The organism is Rickettsia endosymbiont of Gonocerus acuteangulatus (assembly GCF_964026435.1).
Taxonomy (GTDB): Bacteria; Pseudomonadota; Alphaproteobacteria; order Rickettsiales; family Rickettsiaceae; genus Rickettsia.
Genome location: NZ_OZ032147.1, coordinates 1576353 through 1595669, shown reverse-complemented (window position 1 = coordinate 1595669; position 19317 = coordinate 1576353). Strand labels below are relative to the sequence as shown.

Here is a 19317-nt window from a genome sequence, read left to right as displayed (position 1 = left end):
GAAAAATAGGGAGGAAAAATAAGGGGGAGATTTTAGATGATAAAAATCTTATAATTTGCAGTCAAAAAGAATAAACTCTACTCACTATACATTAAAACCATGTAAAGCAATCCTTGAAAGAAATAAATTATACCTCTATAATTAATATAATCATTAAATTCAAGGCTATATAATCGTGACTGATAACAATTCTTCTAATTTAGTACCGGTAAATATTGAAGATGAGATGAAAGTATCTTATCTTGACTATGCTATGAGCGTCATAGTAAGTAGGGCAATACCGGATGTTCGAGATGGCTTAAAGCCGGTACATCGTCGTATCATCTACTCAATGCATGAAGCAGGTAACCATGCTAACAGAGCTTATAGAAAATCCGCTAGAATAGTCGGTGACGTGATGGGTAAATACCATCCGCACGGGGATAGTGCTATTTATGATTCGTTAGTGCGTATGGCTCAAGATTTTTCACTGCGTTTACCGCTTGTTGATGGGCAGGGTAATTTTGGCTCATTGGATGGTGACGCTGCGGCGGCAATGAGGTATACCGAATCACGTATGGCAAAAGTAGCTCATAAACTGATTGAGGATATTGATAAAGAAACTGTCAGCTTTAACCCAAACTATGATGGTTCTGAAGAAGAGCCTTCAGTGCTGCCTTCTATGTTCCCGAACTTACTAGTAAACGGAAGTGGTGGTATTGCGGTTGGTATGGCAACTAATATTCCGCCTCATAATCTTGGTGAGGTTATCGATGCTTGTTGTTTATATGTAGATAATAACGATATAGAAATTTTAGACCTGTTAGAAGTTGTTAAAGGTCCTGACTTCCCTACAAGCGGGATCATTTTAGGTGTTAATGGTATTAAATCAGCGTATTTAACAGGTAGAGGTAGCATTGCTATAAGAGGACGTGCTGAGATCGAGAATTTAGGCAATGGTCGTCAAGCAATTATTATTACCGAAATACCTTATATGGTAAATAAAGCAAGACTTGTTGAAAAGATTGCTGAAATGGTTAAAGAAAAGCGTATTGAGGGTATAAGCGATTTACGTGATGAATCGAATAAAAACGGTATAAGAATCTATATTGAACTAAAGAAAGATATTGTCACTGAAGTAGTTTTAAACCAAATATATTCCTGTACGCAGCTTCAAACTAGCTTTGGCGTTATAATGCTTGCTCTAAAAGATGGCTTGCCTAAGGTAATGAATTTAAAAGAAGTAATAGCGGCTTTCGTTAGCTTTAGGGAAGTAGTTATCACTAACCGCACTATATATCTACTGAATAAAGCAAGAGATAAAGCTCACATTTTACTTGGGCTAACTATTGCTGTTAGTAATATCGACGAAATAATCCATATTATAAAAGCTGCAAGTGATCCGAATGCTGCTAAACAAGAATTAATGGCACGTAGTTGGGATGCATTAAATATTCTGCCACTTGTGAAGCTAGTCGATGATAAGGCAATGTTGAATGAAGAGGGGAAATGTAGCTTTACCGAAGCTCAAGCAAAGGCAATTTTAGAGATGAGATTGCAACGCTTAACCGCTATGGAAAAGAATAAGCTTGAGGAAGATTTAAAGAATCTTGCTACTGAGATTACTGAATATTTAAATATTTTGGGTTCACGTGAGAGGTTACTTGAAATTTTAAAAGAAGAGTTAATTAAGGTTAAAGAAGAGTTTGCAACTCCTCGTCTTACCTCGATTGAATTTGGTGAGTTTGACCAAGATATAGAAGATTTAATCCAGCGTGAAGAAATGGTAGTAACTGTAACGCTTGGTGGTTATATAAAGCGTGTGCCTCTAAGTAGTTATAGAGCTCAAAAACGAGGTGGTAAGGGCAGGTCAGGGCTTTCAATGCGTGATGAGGATATAACAACACAAGTTTTTGTCGGTAGTACTCATACGCCAATGTTATTCTTCTCGAATATCGGGCAGGTTTATAGCTTAAAGCTGTATAAGCTTCCTTTAAGTAATCCGCAAGGGAAAGGTCGCCCGATGGTTAATATATTACCACTTAAAGGTGATGAGTATATAACCAATATCATGCCGCTGCCTGAAAATCAAGATGAGTGGGATAATCTAAATATCATGTTCGCAACTGCTAAAGGTAATATTAGAAGAAGCGATTTATTAGATTTCAAAAAGATTCAGTCAAATGGTAAGATAGCAATTAGGCTTGATGAAGATGATAAGTTAATTGATGTAAAACCTTGTAAAGAAGACGAGCATATTTTACTAGCAACTAAGTCTGGTAAGGCTCTAAGATTCCCTGTTGAGTCGTTGCGTGTGATTAAGAGCCGTACTTCCGACGGAGTGCGTGGTATGAGACTTGCTGAAGACGATTCAGTGATTTCCATGACTGTCTTGAGAGGTATCAAAGCTACACGTGAGGAGCGAGACGCTTATTTATCCATATCGTGGGAGAAGAGATTAGAGATCGCAAAAGGTGAGGAGTTTAACATTGAGGAACTAGGCGTGGATTTGACTGCTGAATCTATTTTAGAAATGGCAAATTCTGAAGAGTTTATTTTAACAGTAACCGAAAACGGCTTTGGTAAAAGAAGCTCGGCTTATGGTTATAGGATTACTGACCGCGGCGGTAGTGGTATAATTAATATGGATATTAACGACAAAACCGGTTTAGTAGTCGGCGTTATGCCTGTTAAAATGGATGATGAGTTAATGCTTATCACCAATAGTGGTAAATTAATTCGCTGTAAACTTGAAACAGTACGTATTACAGGGCGTAATACTAGTGGTGTCACTTTATTTAGACTAGATGAGGGGGAAAAAGTTGTATCTGCTTCTCTAATTGCTGAAAGTTCTGATGATAATGAAGAAGACAGCGAGTTTGAAGAGGAAGTGGTAGTAGAGGGAAGCGAGGAGTAAAAAGTCATTGCCGTCATTGCGAGCGACTAAAAGGAGCGTGGCAATCTCATGAAAGTATCCTGAGATTGCCTTGTCACTATGCTCCTCGCAAGGCATTGTTGCGTAGATCGAAAAACGTGATCGGTGTCATCTAGTTGCTTGGAAACTAGATCCAGAAAATAATAAAAAATACTAATTTTATTAGTATTTTTAACTGGCTCTAGTTCATAAATCACGGGATGACAGGGAAAATGATCCACGCGGGCAATGCCTCCTCGCAATGACGATATCTATACTTATTTAGTACTACCAATTTTAGGATACAACCTTAGTAATTTAAATTGTGTCTTTTGCTTACGTTATTTCTTAAAATATTAATAATATACGCTAAATATATCTCTTATATTTCCTTTATTTTATATAATATAAAAAATTTTTATTGACTTTTGTATAAAAAGGTATAAGTTCTTTACAATTTAATTTTTTGTAAGGAACTTATGCTGAGTTATAAAAAAGAGCAAGTTAGTTTAACTCGCAATCAAAAAGAAGCCATAGGCTTACTATCTATAGGCACATTTCTCGAATATTTCGACCTCATGCTATATGTTCATATGGCAGTACTTCTAAATGATCTATTTTTTCCTGAAGCTGATCCACGAGCAGCAACTCTTTATTTCGCTATTGCGTTTTGTTCAACATATGTATTTAGACCTATCGGGGCTTTAATATTTGGCTGGATAGGTGACACTATAGGGCGTAAAGCAACAGTTATTATTACAACTTTTTTAATGTCGCTTTGCTGCCTTGTAATGGCTAATTTAAAGACTTATGCCGAAATTGGTATTACTGCAACTATTGTAATAACAGTATGCCGAATTGCACAAGGTATGTCCTCTATGGGGGAAGTAATAGGGGCAGAACTTTACTTAACTGAAATGTTTAAAGTTCCTCAACGTTATTAGGTCGTAGCTTCACTTGTTATTTCTGTAACTCTGGGTGCAACGGCAGCATTAGGAATCGGAACACTTGTTACTTCTTTTGGCTTTGATTGGCGTATTGCGTTTTGGATTGGAGCAGCTATTGCTGTAATAGGAGCGGTTGCAAGAACTAATCTTAGAGAAACACCAGATTTTGTTAATGCAAAAAAACGAATAAAAGAAACTGTAGAGCAAGCTAGTATAGATAGTGATCGTCTAAAATCAAGTCCTATTTGGAAAGAAAAAATTAATAAAACAACAGCTTTTTCTTTATTTTTCCTACAATGTGGAGCACCATTATGGTTTTATATTGGCTATATCTATTGTGGTAATATATTAAAAAATTCTTTTGATTATAATGCAGCTCAGGTAATTCACCAAAATTTTATTGTTTGTGGTACAGAGTTAATAAGTACAATTATAGTTACTTATTTAGCTTATAGACTTCATCCTTTGAAAATTCTTAAAGTAAGGCTAGTAATATTTTCTGTGGTAGCTCTTACTTCTCCTATTTTATTAATAATATCTCTAATGCTACTGAATTACTTTTATTCCAACTATTTATTGTAGTATTTGCTCCTACAACTTTTCCGGCAAGTGCAGTATTTTACACAAGATTCCCGGTATTAAAACGCTTCACATGTAGTAGTTTTATATATGCTTTATCAAGAGCATTAATGTTTGCTATTTCTTCTTTTGGAACAATCTATTTGATAGATTACTTTAATCACTGGGGCTTATTATTCTTTATAGTTCCAATTCTAGCAGGATATACATTTGGAGTAAGACATTTTAAAAAGTTAGAGATGGAAGCTGGAAGCTATAGCATAAATCATTAAGATACTGACAATTTAATAGTATTAAAAACAGCATCATAAAATGTTTCAAAATCTTCTACAACTTTCCTAATTTCATTTTTTATCTTAAACCAGTAATGCTCTATAGGATTTAAATCAGGAGAGTAAGTTGGTAAATACAATATGGTACAACCAACGGATTCAATTAACTCTTTAACTTTAGAATTTTTATGGGCTCTGTCCAAATAAGTGTGGGAATTTCTCAAAGGTTATATAAAAATATAATATAACAAAAGGAGAAATTATATGCACCAAAAACAAAATGAAGCAATGAATCAAGCGATAGATTTATTAATAAATAATGATACAGATATATCAACATTACTTAAAGAGGATGGTTTATTAAAGCAATTAACCAAACGGCTTGTAGAGAAGGCATTGCAGTCAGAGATGAATAATCACTTAGGATATGATAAATATTGTCATACTGATAGTGATAATGTTCGTAATGGTAAGAATGTAAAGAATCTAGTAACAAATAATGGAGTTATAGAGATTGAGGTTCCAAGGGATAGAAGTAGTACATTTGAACCTGCATTAATTCCAAAGCGTCAAAGACGTATTGAAGGATTTGATGATAAAATAATATCGTTATACGCTAAAGGAATGAGCTTATCTGATATTAAGATTCAAATGCAAGAATTGTATGGAGCTGACGTTAGCGAAAGTTTGATAAGTCAAATTACTGATGATGTAATTGAGGATGTCAAGATATGGCAAAGCCGACCATTGGATCGAGTATATGCTATAGTATTTTTTGACTGTTTAGTAGTAAAAGTACGTCAAGATAAACGAATTATCAATAAGTCTGTATATGTAGCATTAGGTATTGATTTATCTGGCAGGAAGGATATTTTAGGATTGTGGATCAGTGAAAATGAAGGAGCAAAATTTTGGCTTGGTAATTTTACTGAGATGAAGAACAGAGGTATGCAAGACATGCTTATTGCTTGCAGTGATAATTTAACCGGTATGTCTGAGGCGATAGAGGCAGTTTTTCCGAAAACCGAACATCAATTATGTATTGTACATCAGATTAGAAATAGTTTAAAATATGTATCATATAAAGACCGAAAAGAATTAGCGGCTGATTTAAAGCCTATTTATACTGCTAGCACAGAGGAAGAAGCACATCTTGCTTTAGAATCTTTTGAAGCTAAATGGAGTAAACAGTATCCACAAATTGCTAAATCTTGGTATGTTCATTGGGAAAATTTAATGGTTTTTCTAGGATACCCTGAGGCGATAAGGAAAGTAATATACACAACAAATAGTGTAGAATCTGTCAATAGCCAATTACGTAAGGTTACCAAGAATAAACGGGTTTTTCCAAATGATAATGCCGTTTTTAAGACCTTATATTTGGCAATTGATTATATGACCAAGAAATGGGCTATGCCGATTCCAAACTGGAACGCAGCTATGGCTCACTTTTTGATAAAATTTGAAGGTAGAATTTAAGCCCTATGAAAAATTTACACACTTAATTAGAAAGACTCTTTTTATGAAAATTAATGTTATCCATAATAACGGTTTGCCCAGGTTGTAATTCTGTAATTAATACATCCCTAATATAAGTTTTAAAGACCTCTGTATTACAATTACCTTCAAATATTACAGGAGTAATAAGATTACCATTACAAAGACCAGCTATCATACTTATTCTAAATTTATGTTGATACACCTTTTCTCCATAACACCTTTGTCCTATAATGCTCCATCCATACTCTTTGCAAGCATTATCCTCTATTCCAGATTCATCAAGATATACTAATTTGTCTTTTGTGATGGTTTGTATCTTTGCTATAAATTCATTTCTTAATTTAATATCTCTTTTCGGATGAAAATGAGTTTTGTTTATAGCTATAGCCAAGTTTTCTGATTTGTCTTAAAATAGTTACAGATGCAATATTACCCCATTGCTTTGCTAACTCCTTTGATGTTTTATTCATATTAGCTTTAAAAAATTCTTTAAAAGATTCTGAATCTTTTATCTTATGACTATGTCCTTTCTGATAACCAGTTGCTGCTTCTAAAGTACCTTGCTTATCTTTTAATTTTTTCCATTTATATATAGTATCACGACTTACATTAAATAATTTACTTACCTTACTTATTCGTATCCCTGCTTCTACAGCTTTTATAACTCTTAGTCTTAGTTCTATTGCATATGCTCGTGCCATATCTCTTTACATGCTTGTTAATATTTGCTTACTATAACATGATACTCTCGCTCTGTCAGTACCTTAATGACTTATGCTATACCATTAGAAAATGTTACTTTTTTTTCAAATTCAATATCAGAAGCTCGCAAACATAATGCTGTAAATTCTTGTTCTAGATTATAATCTATATTAGCTGCAACAAGTAAAAAACTAATTAGACTTTCCTCTATAATTTTTTTAGCCTTTTCAGTTTGAAAATTCAAGGACTAAGTAGAACAAAACCTATAAATTTTCTGCCCAAATTTCATTGGGGGTTTTATAACCAAAAATCTTTCTTGGCATGTTATTTAAAATCTCAGCAATATTGTCAAGACCTCTTTGTGTAACGGTTGTAATATCTGTATTTTTAGGTAAAATTCTATGAATCATAGAATTCATTTTCTCCACTAGTGCTTTTTGTCTAGGGCGGTATGGATCACAAAAGAAAGTTTGAAACCCAGATAGTCTATAAGCAAGATGCCCTACAAACTCTTTGCCATTATCCATAGTAATAGTCTTTCTAACACTACTTGGCAGCGTTTTGATCTTTTTTAAAAACCCAGTGGTAACTGTTTTAGCTCTTTTGGAGTTATTCAGCACTAAAATAATCTTTTGACTCTTTTTATCCACCAGCACACCGATATTCATACTTTGATTACCTTTATGAAATGTAAGATCTGCCTCAAAATGCCCTACTTCTAGCTTTTGCATTGCTATTGCATCACGCTGATGTATTGAGATCCTTTGTGGTATAATGATCCTTTGATGCCTTGTCCCCCTTTCTTGCCTTTTATATCTTTTAGACGGTAAATAGCTATATAACTTTAATTTAGCTGCAACTGGAGAAGTGTAGACAAATCTATATATACTTTCTGTACTGATACAACAAGCTGTATTTTTGTCCAGTTTTAACTTTCCGGCTATAGCATCCGGTGACCATTTCTTGTGAATCATAGCATTTTTGATATAATTTAACAAAATAGGTAACTTCTCTATTTTTAATAACTCTTGCTGATGCATCCTTTTTTTATATTGTTCCTGAGCAACACAAGGCATATACTTACCTTTTACTTTATTTCTTTTTAGCTCCATACTAATAGTGCTTTTAGACCTCGTAAGATGTTGTGCTATCTTGTTAATACTGACTCCTAGGTCATACATTCTTTTTATTTCATATCTCTCTTCGCGAGATAAGTGTCTATATTTTCTGTTCATCATTACCTATTTAAAATCTTATTATTTTAAATAAGTTTTGTTCTACTTACTTATAGTATTTTCAAGCAACTAAATCAAGTAAAGACTAATTTAGAAAAATACAGGCAAACAAGTATTGTAGGTGTTAGCGGGATGGATAAAACTCAGCTAGCTAGAATGTATGCCTATGGAAATAAAGATAATTATAATTTGATCTGGTTTATTGATTGCAATTTAAATATTAACGATGAACTTTTAAAGCTATAGCTTAATGCGATAAGGTAGTGACTTATAGTATGAGTTGGATTATACTAAATGAAAAACTTATGGCAAAGGCATATTCATACGATTTAAGAATACGAGTAATAAAAAGTTTAACAGATGGTAAAACAATAAAAGAGACTTCAGAGATATACTCTATTAGTAGGAAGACTATAATAGAGTGGAAAAAATTAAAGAAACAAACTGGGGATGTCAAAGCAAAAAGTGGTTATCATACAGGACATCGTAGAATAATAAGAGACATAGAGGGATTTAAAAAATTTATAGAATTAAATTTTGATAAAACCACCATGGAGCTAGCTAATAACTGGAGTCAAAAAGTATCTGCAAGTACGATATCAAGATTGCTTAATAAATTAGGTTATAGTTATAAAAAAAACTTTTCTTCATCCCAAAAGGGATATTGGTCTAAGGAATGAGTTTATATTGAAACTAAAAACTATAGATAAACAAGATTTAGTATTTATCGATGAGTCTGGGATAGAAGATAATAGCTGTAGAGAATACGGGTGGAGCATTATCGGTCAAAGATGTTATGGTGAAAAGGTCTATCAACATAAATCACGGATTAGTATGATTGCTGGGCTGTGTGTCAAAGATATTATTGCCCCAATAATATTTGATGGGACATGTAATAAGGACATTTTTGAAACTTATGTACAAGAGATATTGATCAAGGAATTAAAGGCTGGTCAGATAGTAGTAATGGATAATATTAATTTTCATAAAAGTACAAAAGTGAAAACGTTAATTGAATCTGTTGGTTGCAGTATTTTATTTTTACCAACTTACTCTCCTGACTTAAATCCTATTGAGCATTACTGGTTTAAAATCAAGAATGAAATAAGAAAAACTATTTCTAATTTTGAGCACTTTTTTGATGCTGTTTACTATGCTCTTAAAAAATCACTACCTTATCGCATTAAGCTATACTAAATTTTGTATTTCTTACTAAATGATTTTGAAGATTATATAATTCCTTTAAATGATAAGAAATAAATTCGTGATTTTTAGGTGATGTTGACATTTGCCAATCAATAAACTCCTCTATGTCTTTAACTGTAACAGAATTATCTATTATTTTGAAATCATTATCTTGGCATAATTTTAATAAACCATGTTGTAAAAGAAGTTTTGTTAAATAAATGCTCTGTTCTGTTTTTGAGTGTGTTCTTATAATAGATAAAGGCGTAATCTGATCATTTGCAGTATTTATAACATTAGGATCAGCTCCATTTTCTAAAAGAAACTGAGCTATCTCATATAATTTCATTGTACAGGAATAATATAGAAGAGTACAATGATCTCCATCTTTCATATTAATATCGAACCCTTGATTAAGAGCTTGTTTAACAAGAATTTTAAAATCATTTATTTGATCTAAAGTTTTAACAATAGAAAGTGCTACACACAAAATGTCCAAATCTTTAGAATTAGGTGTAAGAACTTTGATATGAGTTGGATGCATATAATTTTTAATTTTATTATTAATGAGTTTATTAATAGTTGAGTTATTATTAATTATCAAGTTAATTTTTTAGAAATTTTTTAATAAAATAAATGCGTGATAAATCGAATAGTACCGGACAGTTATTATTCTATGTCATTCTTAGCAACGGCGGGAATCCAGAAAAATAAACATAAAAGCAACAAGTTTTTTAAATAAAAAGCTCGATTTATCTTGCTTTATGCTGGATTCCCGCCTCTAGCTAAGAATGACATATAAGTTCACCTATACCTGAAAAAAATATAACATTTTTTTGAAAATGTCCGGTACTATAGTTTTTATCTTAGACCAATAATCTCGTGGATTTGCACTATCAGTTAATACACCTACTACATCATTATAGAAAACCACCATTCGTTATTATATAAAATTCTTCTAATATTTTGATCTTTAAAAACCACTAATTAATTAAGTTCATCGTTATTATTCATTGTATTTCATATTAATTTTTTTGGATTATAGATACTCTAAATAAACAAAACTTACGCTATGTTTGGTTCTAAATATCGTAAAGATGGAGAACGCAGCTGTTGTTGCATATAGTCATCTAAAAGCCCTAACTTTATTTGGTAAACCGTTTTACCGATTGTATTTGCAGTCCTTTTGAGAAATGCCCAAACTAAAAATGCCCAACTAATATGATTACGTTGAAGACGCTGTTTCCTGCATTGACAACGTTCTATCCCAGTAAGTTGCTTAATTTCTCTGTGCATGCTCTCAATTACCCATCGAAAGCCACACTCATCTTGTACAGCTTTAGAAGATTTGTGAGTTTTGTTATTGGTAACAACATACTCAACTCTGTTGGTAGAAACAGTAAATTTAAACAAATTAACATGCTTATTTTTAGCAAAGCCTTTTATATGAATCTCTACTCCATGCCTGATCTCTTCATCTGAAAATGTCAACTCTTTTACAGCTTTATAAGGTTTAGAATCGTGTGTTTTACTAACGTTTCTATTGGCTTTAATAGGGGCATAATAATATTTCCCCAGAGAGTCAACATGTTGCATAATTTTGTGTGTAGAATACCATGTGTCAAAAAGTACTGTTTGAAAAGGAATCTTCTTGCTATAAACAGCATTATTTAACATGTTTAATAGGTGTTCTAGTTTTGTTGGTCCATCATGATCAGGTGCAAAAATTCGATAATCTATTACCCAAAACTTATTAATATCAGGGTTATATAGCATAAATCATTAAGATACTGACAATTTAATAGTATTAAAAACAGCATCATAAAATGTTTCAAAATCTCCTACAACTTTCCTAATTTCATTTTTTATCTTAAACCAGTAATGCTCTATAGGATTTAAATCAGGAGAGTAAGTTGGTAAATACAATATGGTACAACCAACGGATTCAATGAACTCTTTAACTTTAGAATTTTTATGAAAATTAATGTTATCCATAATAACGGTTTGCCCAGGTTGTAATTCTGTAATTAATACATCCCTAATATAAGTTTTAAAGACCTCTGTATTACAATTACCTTCAAATATTACAGGAGCAATAAGATTACCATTACAAAGACCAGCTATCATACTTATTCTAAATTTATGTTGATACACCTTTTCTCCATAACACCTTTGTCCTATAATGCTCCATCCATACTCTTTGCAAGCATTATCCTCTATTCCAGATTCATCAAGATATACTAATTTGTCTTTTGTGATGGTTTGTATCTTTGCTATAAATTCATTTCTTAATTTAATATCTCTTTTCGGATGAAAATGAGTTTTTTTATAGCTATAGCCAAGTTTTCTGATTTGTCTTAAAATAGTTACAGATGCAATATTACCCCATTGCTTTGCTAACTCCTTTGATGTTTTATTCATATTAGCTTTAAAAAATTCTTTAAAAGATTCTGAATCTTTTATCTTATGACTATGTCCTTTCTGATAACCAGTTGCTGCTTCTAAAGTACCTTGCTTATCTTTTAATTTTTTCCATTTATATATAGTATCACGACTTACATTAAATAATTTACTTACCTTACTTATTCGTATCCCTGCTTCTACAGCTTTTATAACTCTTAGTCTTAGTTCTATTGCATATGCTCGTGCCATATCTCTTTACATGCTTGTTAATATTTGCTTACTATAACATGATACTCTCGCTCTGTCAGTACCTTAATGACTTATGCTATAATATACCAGACTCACTACTCCTATACCTTTAGTAACTCTACCTGTAGCTCCACTGTACTGCGATCTTGCAATTTCTATTTGCTTCGTATTCCTTTTATTTAAAACCGTATCATCAAATATTGTATATCCATTAGATGAAAAAATAACATCATTCTTGATGTGTTCCCATAACAAAGAAGGTGTATATTTTTCATTCCTTAAAAATCTATTAATAACATCATGACTACATTTCTTTGCATGTTCAGCGTAGTAGGTTAAACTATAATTCTTTTGGCTAACTATTAAAAATTGACAATAATCTGTCCTATTAATTGGTATTGCTTGCAACTTTATCCTCTTTGACATGTTTAATTATTTTTACAATAATTTATCACTTTTTTACTCATAGCGTAAGTTTTATAAATTTTATAACTAATATTAGAAATAAAAATAGCAATAATAAAAAACAACTAATGGTTTGTAAAATTACAAGCATTAATGGCTTTTAGTAAAATAATAAAACTTAATTGCTAATTGACTTTTTTGAGGAGTTAAGTATAAATTGTAATTGAAATAGCTATTAGGCTATTTTGGGATGTAAGAATCTCTTGTTACATGGTGGGTATCTACCATTAAATGATACCATCCTCGGCTTTATTGGGGTGTCAATAGCTATGTCCAGGGTTTAAGGTGCATACCTTAAACCTAAAGGCTATTGTAAACTGTTGTAACGGTTTTCTTACCTCCCCCCGGCCACCAAAGTTTCATTCATTGGTGGTTTTAATTAATCAGGATCCATCAAATGTCAAACCAAAATAAAAAAAACATTCACAATATTAATTTAGATTTCATTGAAAGAGAAAAGTAAATATTCTAAAAGATGAAGTTGCACATTTATTAGAAACTCCCGTAACAGATGAAGATATTGAAAGAATAGAACAACACTTAGAAGAATTAGAAAAAATGTTTTACAATTTGAACTGACGCTAGTTAGTAATGTATAAGGGTTTTGCTTGCGTGGATCATTTTCCCCTGTCATCCCGTGATTTATGAACTAGAGCCAGTTAAAAATACTAATAAAATTAGTATTTTTTATTATTTTCTGGATCTAGTTCCCAAGTAACTAGATTACTACCTTAGGGCGTTTTTCGATCCACGCTGGGCAAGCCTTAAGCGGGAATGACATAGAATAATAACTGTCCGGTACTATAAATGACAATTCCCAATCCACGCAATAAACTCTTGACGAAAAATAGTTTAAATTTTGTTTGCAGAGTCTATGTGCATATCCATTAAATATTCTGCTAAATGCTTTTGTACTTCTTCCGACTTGCCTTTTAAAGCACATTGATATACTTCTTGTATAATAGAAGTAATTTTATGCATAGAAAAATCAATGTTTTTGTCGGAAATAATATTTGTAGTAAGGCTTACAACTTCGCCAAATAATTTTATTTGTTCTGGATTTAAAATATCAATTTGAGTTTCTTTATTATCAGAAATTAAGGATTCTACCTTAACATTCAAAGCATTTGCTAATTGCTTAATAGTATAAATGCCAGGGTTTTTAGAGCTACCAAATATTATACTATTAACAGTATTTCTACTTAATCCTGTTAAATTTTCAATATCTTTAGCACTCATTTTTCTTTGAGCCATTAACTCATTAATTTTGGTTTTTAAATTTGACATAAAAATAAAGTAAATTCACTGCTTGTTTTAAATATAAAATATATTGTTTATATTTAAAGTAAAAATATAAACAAATTTCTTTACATTTCTACAAAATAATATAATCTCAGCTGTATAAATTTAATAACTATAAAAAAACCAGTAAATATTCTACCTACCAAAATAAGTATATTTATTGGTTTAATATAAATCATAATATTGTTACGAGCATACTAAAATGCTTAAAAAAAAAGCAAGAATATACCTAGATATAGCTTAGGTATAGAAGATATCTAGTTTCAAAACAATTCAGATTTTACTCACATATCTTATAGCTCAAAACTTACGCTATGTTATAGCAAATATGCTAAAAACTCTTATTACACAGCAATGTTTTATAGTGAAGCACTTCATAATATCCCTTAATTCATGGGCATTATATCAAACATAGCGTAAGTTTTGTAAGTTTTGGGTAATAGATTATCGAATTTTTGCACCTGATCATGATGGAGCAACAAAACTAGAACACCTATTAAACATGTTAAATAATGCTGTTTATAGCAAGAAGATTCCTTTTCAAACAGTACTTTTTGACACATGGTATTCTACACACAAAATTATGCAACATGTTGACTCTCTGGGGAAATATTATTATGCCCCTATTAAAGCCAATAGAAACGTTAGTAAAACACACGATTCTAAACCTTATAAAGCTGTAAAAGAGTTGACATTTTCAGATGAAGAGATCAGGCATGGAGTAGAGATTCATATAAAAGGCTTTGCTAAAAATAAGCATGTTAATTTGTTTAAATTTACTGTTTCTACCAACAGAGTTGAGTATGTTGTTACCAATAACAAAACTCACAAATCTTCTAAAGCTGCACAAGATGAGTGTGGCTTTCGATGGGTAATTGAGAGCATGCAGAAATTAAGCAACTTACTGGGATAGAACGTTGTCAATGCAGGAAACAGCGTATTCAACATAATCATATTAGTTGGGCATTTTTAGTTTGGGCATTTCTCAAAAGGACTGCAAATACAATCGGTAAAACGGTTTACCAAATAAAGTTAGGGCTTTTAGATGACTATATGCAACAACAGCTGCGTTCTCCATCTTTACGATATTTAGAACCAAACATAGCGTAAGTTTTGTAGCTTTTATTTGAACAATATCCTTAATAATTTATGCCTTGGGTTAATTTAAGTTCTTAACCCAAGGTACCAAATAAAATCAGGAGAATATTTTATGAATAACATAGAAACAAGAATATTAGATTATGGAAGAAAAATAGATATGAATCTACAAAATATTTCTGAGCAAATAAATCAAATACAGAAATTAATAGGTGAAATTCCTTTAGATGCAAGACTAGTTAAAGAATATGATGATGAAGACGATGAAGATGATTTTGATGATGGAGTATGGATAGAGTTTCCTTTTAGAGAAACAACATAAAATTCGTAATTTCCAGCTCGATATAGATAGACTGCTTGCTTTAAAAATGGTAAGGTATAAATTCCTGTAAGTAAATAAGATATAAATTATGATGTGGTTGTTAATAGCACTTTGTTTAACCGGCTTAGTTTTGATTATAGGGGTAGTATCGATGGCTATTGGTGGTAAATTTGATAAAAAATTTAGCTCAAAGCTTATGACTATGAGAGTTTTTTTTCAGGCAGTTGCTATATTATTATTATTTATAATATTTTTATAAAGTTAATCCATAAACTGCCTGAAAAATTCTATAATTATTACTCGTTTTCTTCCCTAATTTCTCCCCATCTTTCTAAAATTTCTTCTAGCGTTATTTCTTTAATCTCTCCTTCAAAACTTTCTGAATCTATTAAAGATTCAATAAGTCGTTTCAATCCTGAAAGCTTAATATCATTATATTGATCATGATAATTATCTTCAAGCTGTTCAGTTATTTCTTCAATATCAAGCTCGTGCCAATGCATTAGTGTATTCCTCTTTAGTTGTCATGTAAGCTTATTTATTTAACATGTTATCTGATATTTGCCATTATTTTTTAAAAAATATTATTAACTCAATAAAATATTGTAGGCAAGTGAGTTTATTATGCAACTATATATTTAGATAGAACTTCAAAAATTGAGGACAATGTCTTTGTAATCCTCAGATGTTCACGTTACTTGCGTGTACGCTCCCGCTCCGAGGATATCAATCTCCTTGCTCTTTTCCAAGTTGATCTTCGTCTATCTATATTACTAATAAAATTTATGTTGTTTTACGCATTCTTTACATTTTAGGGGGTTTATGGTATAATAGTTAAAAAGAAAAAACTCAAAAATATGTCAATACTGCCTATCGTTACAGCACCTGATGAAAGGTTAAAACAAAAATCTCAAGCCGTTCCAGAGGTTAATGACCAAATCCGAAAATTCATGGATGATATGGTCGAAACTATGTACCATGAAGATGGGGGAGGGCTTGCTGCTGTGCAGGTTGGGGTACTAAAACGTATCATGGTAATTGATATAAAAGATCATGATCCGATTAAGAGACCAAAAGATTTCTATCCACTATTTATTGTAAATCCTGAAATAATAGAAAAATCAGAAGAGCTTGTTATAGCTAATGAAGGATGTATTTCAGTACCTGAACAACGTTATGAGATAGCAAGATCAGAATCTATAAAAATCAGATATTTAGATTATCATAACAAACCGCAAGAGCTTGAAGCTAATGATTGGCTTGCAAGAGTAATTCAACATGAGTATGATCATTTGGAAGGAAAGCTAATGATCGATTATCTAAGTAGTATGAAACGCGATATAGCTCTTCGTAAGCTTAAGAAACTCAAAAAAAATATAGTGTGAAGATAATAGACTTCTTGAATAACGCAGCTAATAAAGAGGAATTTGTAGGAAACACGGCACGCAGCACCGCAGCGTACACTTTAGTACGTGAGGATGCGAGTACCAGATTGACGCCCAAATTACCTTTAAAAGCAAGTTATGCAAAACGTCTGATTTTTATGGGGACGCCTGAGTTTGCTGTTCCTGCTCTTACAAAACTCATAAATTCCGACCATCAAGTAGTAGCTGTTTTTACGCAATCACCTAAAGCTAAGGGTAGGGGACTTAGTGAAACTAAATCTCCTGTGCATCAATTAGCTGATGAGGCTCAAATTCCTGTTTATACTCCTGTAACGCTTCGTAATGAAGAAGCTGCAAACTTAATTAATAGTATCGATGCTGATATAATAGTCGTTGTTGCATACGGTTTTATCATTCCGCAAAATATTTTAGATGCTAAAAAATATGGTTGTCTTAATATTCATCCGTCTGATTTACCTCGTCATAGAGGAGCAGCTCCTCTGCAGCGTACCATCATACAGGGCGATAAAACAAGCAGCGTATGTATTATGCAGATGGATGCAGGACTTGATACGGGTGATATATTAATAAAAGAGGATTTTGATTTACCTGAAAAAATCACACTGCAAGAGCTTCATGATAAATGTGCTAATTTGGGTGCAGAGTTATTAATCAAAACACTTGCAAATATTGATGAGATAGTGCCGAAACCTCAATCTAATGAGGGTGTTACTTATGCTCGTAAATTAACTAAAGAAGAGGGTAGAGTTAATTGGCAAGATTCTGCCTATGCTATTAATTGCAAAGTTCGCGGTATGAATCCATGGCCAGGAGTATATTTTAAATATAATGATAAAATGATCAAAATTCTTGAGGCAGAATATTCAAATGAAGATCATAATTTTATTCCTGGAACAATTATTAACAAAAATTTAGAAATAGCTTGCGGAAAAGGAATATTAATGATAAAAAAACTTCAACAAGAGGGTAAAAAAGTCTTAAACACTGAAGAATTTTTAAGAGGAGTTAAAACCTCTGTCATTAATAAAGTACAATAATAAAAATGTTAAATTTTACAAGATATTTTATATTTATAGTTTTTTACTTTTTCTATACTAGCAATATTTATGCAATAAATAATAATCATCAATTTATTGCAGTAGAATCATTGGAATCTCCTAATATAAAAATCAAAAAATTACTTGAAGAAAAAAATACTAGTCAATTTATTTTAGAGTTACCGAACGGCGTAGTAATTAATGAAGGTGGAGTTTTAACTGAAGAAGGTTATATTCTGCAAGATACTCAAACAAGCACAGGTGATCAACATCGTTTAGTGAATAAGAAACGAGATATTAACGAAGAAAACCCATTATATTTTAAAGGAAAGCTAGCAGTAATTTCATCTCCCGGCTCTGAAAATTGGTATCACTGGCTACTGAAAATGCAAGGACTAAGTAGAACAAAACCTATAAATTTTCTGCCCAAATTTCATTGGGGGTTTTATAACCAAAAATCTTTCTTGGCATGTTATTTAAAATCTCAGCAACATTGTCAAGACCTCTTTGTGTAACGGTAGTAATATCTGTATTTTTAGGTAAAATTCTATGAATCATAGAATTCATTTTTTCCACTAATGCTTTTTGTCTAGGGCGGTATGGATCACAAAAGAAAGTTTGAAACCCAGATAGTCTATAGGCAACATGCCCCACAAACTCTTTGCCATTATCCATAGTAATAGTCTTTCTCACACTATTTGGAAGAGTTTTTATCTTTCTTAAAAAACCATTGGTAACTGTTGTAGCTCTCTTGGAGTTATTCAGCACTAAAATAATCTTTTGACTCTTTTTATCCACCAGTGCACCAATATTCATACTTTGATTACCTTTATGAAATGTAAGATCTGCCTTAAAATTCCCTACTTCTACCTTTTTCGTAGCTATTGCATCACGCTGATGTATTGAGATCCTTTGTGGTATAGCATAAATCATTAAGATACTGACAATTTAATAGTATTAAAAACAGCATCATAAAATGTTTCAAAATCTCCTACAACTTTCCTAATTTCATTTTTTATCTTAAACCAGTAATGCTCTATAGGATTTAAATCAGGAGAGTAAGTTGGTAAATACAATATGGTACAACCAACGGATTCAATTAACTCTTTAACTTTAGAATTTTTATGAAAATTAATGTTATCCATAATAACGGTTTGCCCAGGTTGTAATTCTGTAATTAATACATCCCTAATATAAGTTTTAAAGACCTCTGTATTACAATTACCTTCAAATATTACAGGAGCAATAAGATTACCATTACAAAGACCAGCTATCATACTTATTCTAAATTTATGTTGATACACCTTTTCTCCATAACACCTTTGTCCTATAATGCTCCATCCATACTCTTTGCAAGCATTATCCTCTATTCCAGATTCATCAAGATATACTAATTTGTCTTTTGTGATGGTTTGTATCTTTGCTATAAATTCATTTCTTAATTTAATATCTCTTTTCGGATGAAAATGAGTTTTGTTTATAGCTATAGCCAAGTTTTCTGATTTGTCTTAAAATAGTTACAGATGCAATATTACCCCATTGCTTTGCTAACTCCTTTGATGTTTTATTCATATTAGCTTTAAAAAATTCTTTAAAAGATTCTGAATCTTTTATCTTATGACTATGTCCTTTCTGATAACCAGTTGCTGCTTCTAAAGTACCTTGCTTATCTTTTAATTTTTTCCATTTATATATAGTATCACGACTTACATTAAATCTCTT

19 protein-coding genes and 4 pseudogenes are annotated in these 19317 nt (G+C 31.7%); 10 read left to right on the top strand and 13 right to left on the bottom strand.

Features of this window, described 5'->3' with window-relative positions; translation table 11 throughout:
• The first annotated feature begins 175 nt into the window (after positions 1-175).
• The 3 genes from gyrA to AAGD55_RS09910 all read left to right on the top strand — a co-directional run bounded on the left by gyrA (position 176) and on the right by AAGD55_RS09910 (position 4422).
• Positions 176-2896, top strand: a complete 2721-nt coding sequence (gyrA, locus tag AAGD55_RS09920) for a DNA topoisomerase (ATP-hydrolyzing) subunit A (RefSeq protein WP_341791341.1) — start codon at positions 176-178, stop codon at positions 2894-2896.
• Between the two features lie 476 nt (positions 2897-3372).
• A complete protein-coding gene (locus AAGD55_RS09915) occupies positions 3373-3837 on the top strand; it encodes an MFS transporter (RefSeq protein WP_341791340.1) in 465 nt (154 codons plus the stop codon).
• An 18-nt stretch (positions 3838-3855) separates the two neighbouring features.
• The gene (locus AAGD55_RS09910; RefSeq protein ID WP_341792583.1) at positions 3856-4422 is read left to right on the top strand and encodes an MFS transporter; all 567 of its coding nucleotides are present in this window, start codon (positions 3856-3858) and stop codon (positions 4420-4422) included.
• A gap of 265 nt (positions 4423-4687) precedes the next feature.
• Here the strand turns inward: AAGD55_RS09910 and AAGD55_RS09905 are convergent.
• Positions 4688-4882, bottom strand: a pseudogene (locus tag AAGD55_RS09905) (transposase); the annotation flags it as partial.
• A 73-nt stretch (positions 4883-4955) separates the two neighbouring features.
• Between AAGD55_RS09905 and AAGD55_RS09900 the strand changes: the two are divergent.
• Positions 4956-6170, top strand: coding sequence for an IS256 family transposase (locus AAGD55_RS09900; protein ID WP_341790919.1), 1215 nt, complete (start codon positions 4956-4958; stop codon positions 6168-6170).
• 22 nt (positions 6171-6192) lie between these two features.
• Here AAGD55_RS09900 and AAGD55_RS09895 read toward each other — a convergent pair whose 3' ends face one another.
• The 4 genes from AAGD55_RS09895 to AAGD55_RS09880 all read right to left on the bottom strand — a co-directional run bounded on the left by AAGD55_RS09895 (position 6193) and on the right by AAGD55_RS09880 (position 8131).
• Positions 6193-6582, bottom strand: coding sequence for a transposase (locus AAGD55_RS09895; RefSeq protein WP_341791339.1), 390 nt, complete (start codon positions 6580-6582; stop codon positions 6193-6195).
• Positions 6533-6892: an IS630 transposase-related protein gene (locus AAGD55_RS09890; RefSeq protein WP_341790906.1), complete on the bottom strand. Its 360-nt coding sequence runs from the start codon at positions 6890-6892 to the stop codon at positions 6533-6535. Before AAGD55_RS09890 ends, AAGD55_RS09895 begins: the two co-directional genes overlap by 50 nt.
• Positions 6893-6963: 71 nt before the next feature.
• On the bottom strand, positions 6964-7137 hold the full coding sequence (locus AAGD55_RS09885) for a guanosine polyphosphate pyrophosphohydrolase (protein ID WP_341791338.1): 174 nt from the start codon (positions 7135-7137) through the stop codon (positions 6964-6966).
• 19 nt (positions 7138-7156) lie between these two features.
• Positions 7157-8131: an IS30 family transposase gene (locus AAGD55_RS09880; protein ID WP_341791000.1), complete on the bottom strand. Its 975-nt coding sequence runs from the start codon at positions 8129-8131 to the stop codon at positions 7157-7159.
• A gap of 302 nt (positions 8132-8433) precedes the next feature.
• Here AAGD55_RS09880 and AAGD55_RS09875 point away from each other — a divergent pair.
• A protein-coding gene (locus tag AAGD55_RS09875) for an IS630 family transposase (protein ID WP_341792582.1) occupies positions 8434-9325 on the top strand; the annotation gives its coding sequence in 2 pieces (ribosomal slippage) (positions 8434-8760 and positions 8762-9325; 891 coding nt in all).
• Here the strand turns inward: AAGD55_RS09875 and AAGD55_RS09870 are convergent.
• From AAGD55_RS09870 to AAGD55_RS09850, 5 genes and pseudogenes are all read right to left on the bottom strand, one after another.
• Positions 9321-9857: pseudogene (locus AAGD55_RS09870) on the bottom strand (ankyrin repeat domain-containing protein); the annotation flags it as partial. The gene AAGD55_RS09875 and the pseudogene AAGD55_RS09870 overlap by 5 nt on opposite strands.
• A 521-nt stretch (positions 9858-10378) precedes the next feature.
• Entirely contained in the window at positions 10379-11089 is a 711-nt protein-coding gene (locus AAGD55_RS09865) for a transposase (RefSeq protein WP_341791337.1), read from the bottom strand.
• 6 nt (positions 11090-11095) lie between these two features.
• On the bottom strand, positions 11096-11965 hold the full coding sequence (locus tag AAGD55_RS09860; RefSeq protein WP_341790833.1) for an IS630 family transposase: 870 nt from the start codon (positions 11963-11965) through the stop codon (positions 11096-11098).
• Positions 11966-12028: 63 nt separating this feature from the next.
• Positions 12029-12391 carry a hypothetical protein gene (locus tag AAGD55_RS09855; RefSeq protein ID WP_341791336.1) on the bottom strand — a complete coding sequence of 121 codons (363 nt, stop codon included), beginning with the start codon at positions 12389-12391 and terminating at the stop codon, positions 12029-12031.
• Positions 12392-13282: 891 nt separating this feature from the next.
• Positions 13283-13717 (bottom strand): helix-turn-helix transcriptional regulator, encoded by a 435-nt coding sequence (locus AAGD55_RS09850; RefSeq protein WP_341791335.1) that lies wholly within the window; start codon positions 13715-13717, stop codon positions 13283-13285.
• A gap of 517 nt (positions 13718-14234) precedes the next feature.
• Between AAGD55_RS09850 and AAGD55_RS09845 the strand changes: the two genes are divergently transcribed.
• From AAGD55_RS09845 to AAGD55_RS09835, 3 genes and pseudogenes are all read left to right on the top strand, one after another.
• Positions 14235-14645, top strand: coding sequence for a hypothetical protein (locus AAGD55_RS09845; RefSeq protein WP_341791334.1), 411 nt, complete (start codon positions 14235-14237; stop codon positions 14643-14645).
• A gap of 297 nt (positions 14646-14942) precedes the next feature.
• Positions 14943-15152 carry a hypothetical protein gene (locus tag AAGD55_RS09840; protein WP_341791333.1) on the top strand — a complete coding sequence of 70 codons (210 nt, stop codon included), beginning with the start codon at positions 14943-14945 and terminating at the stop codon, positions 15150-15152.
• A gap of 88 nt (positions 15153-15240) precedes the next feature.
• A pseudogene (locus tag AAGD55_RS09835) lies at positions 15241-15424 on the top strand (twin transmembrane helix small protein).
• Between the two features lie 24 nt (positions 15425-15448).
• Here the strand turns inward: AAGD55_RS09835 and AAGD55_RS09830 are convergent.
• Entirely contained in the window at positions 15449-15655 is a 207-nt protein-coding gene (locus AAGD55_RS09830) for a FeS assembly protein IscX (RefSeq protein ID WP_341791332.1), read from the bottom strand.
• A gap of 354 nt (positions 15656-16009) precedes the next feature.
• On the opposite strand from AAGD55_RS09830, the gene def reads away from it, so the two are divergent.
• Positions 16010-16537 (top strand): peptide deformylase, encoded by a 528-nt coding sequence (gene def / locus AAGD55_RS09825; RefSeq protein ID WP_341791331.1) that lies wholly within the window; start codon positions 16010-16012, stop codon positions 16535-16537.
• A gap of 158 nt (positions 16538-16695) precedes the next feature.
• Complete coding sequence (gene fmt, locus AAGD55_RS09820; RefSeq protein ID WP_410526132.1) at positions 16696-17595, top strand: methionyl-tRNA formyltransferase; 900 nt, start codon at positions 16696-16698, stop codon at positions 17593-17595.
• 411 nt (positions 17596-18006) lie between these two features.
• On the opposite strand, the gene AAGD55_RS09815 is transcribed toward fmt, so the two are convergent.
• Both AAGD55_RS09815 and AAGD55_RS09810 read right to left on the bottom strand, forming a co-directional pair.
• Complete coding sequence (locus AAGD55_RS09815) at positions 18007-18528, bottom strand: IS30 family transposase (protein ID WP_341791329.1); 522 nt, start codon at positions 18526-18528, stop codon at positions 18007-18009.
• A pseudogene (locus tag AAGD55_RS09810) lies at positions 18528-19317 on the bottom strand (IS630 family transposase); the annotation flags it as partial. The pseudogene AAGD55_RS09810 and the gene AAGD55_RS09815, both read right to left, overlap by 1 nt.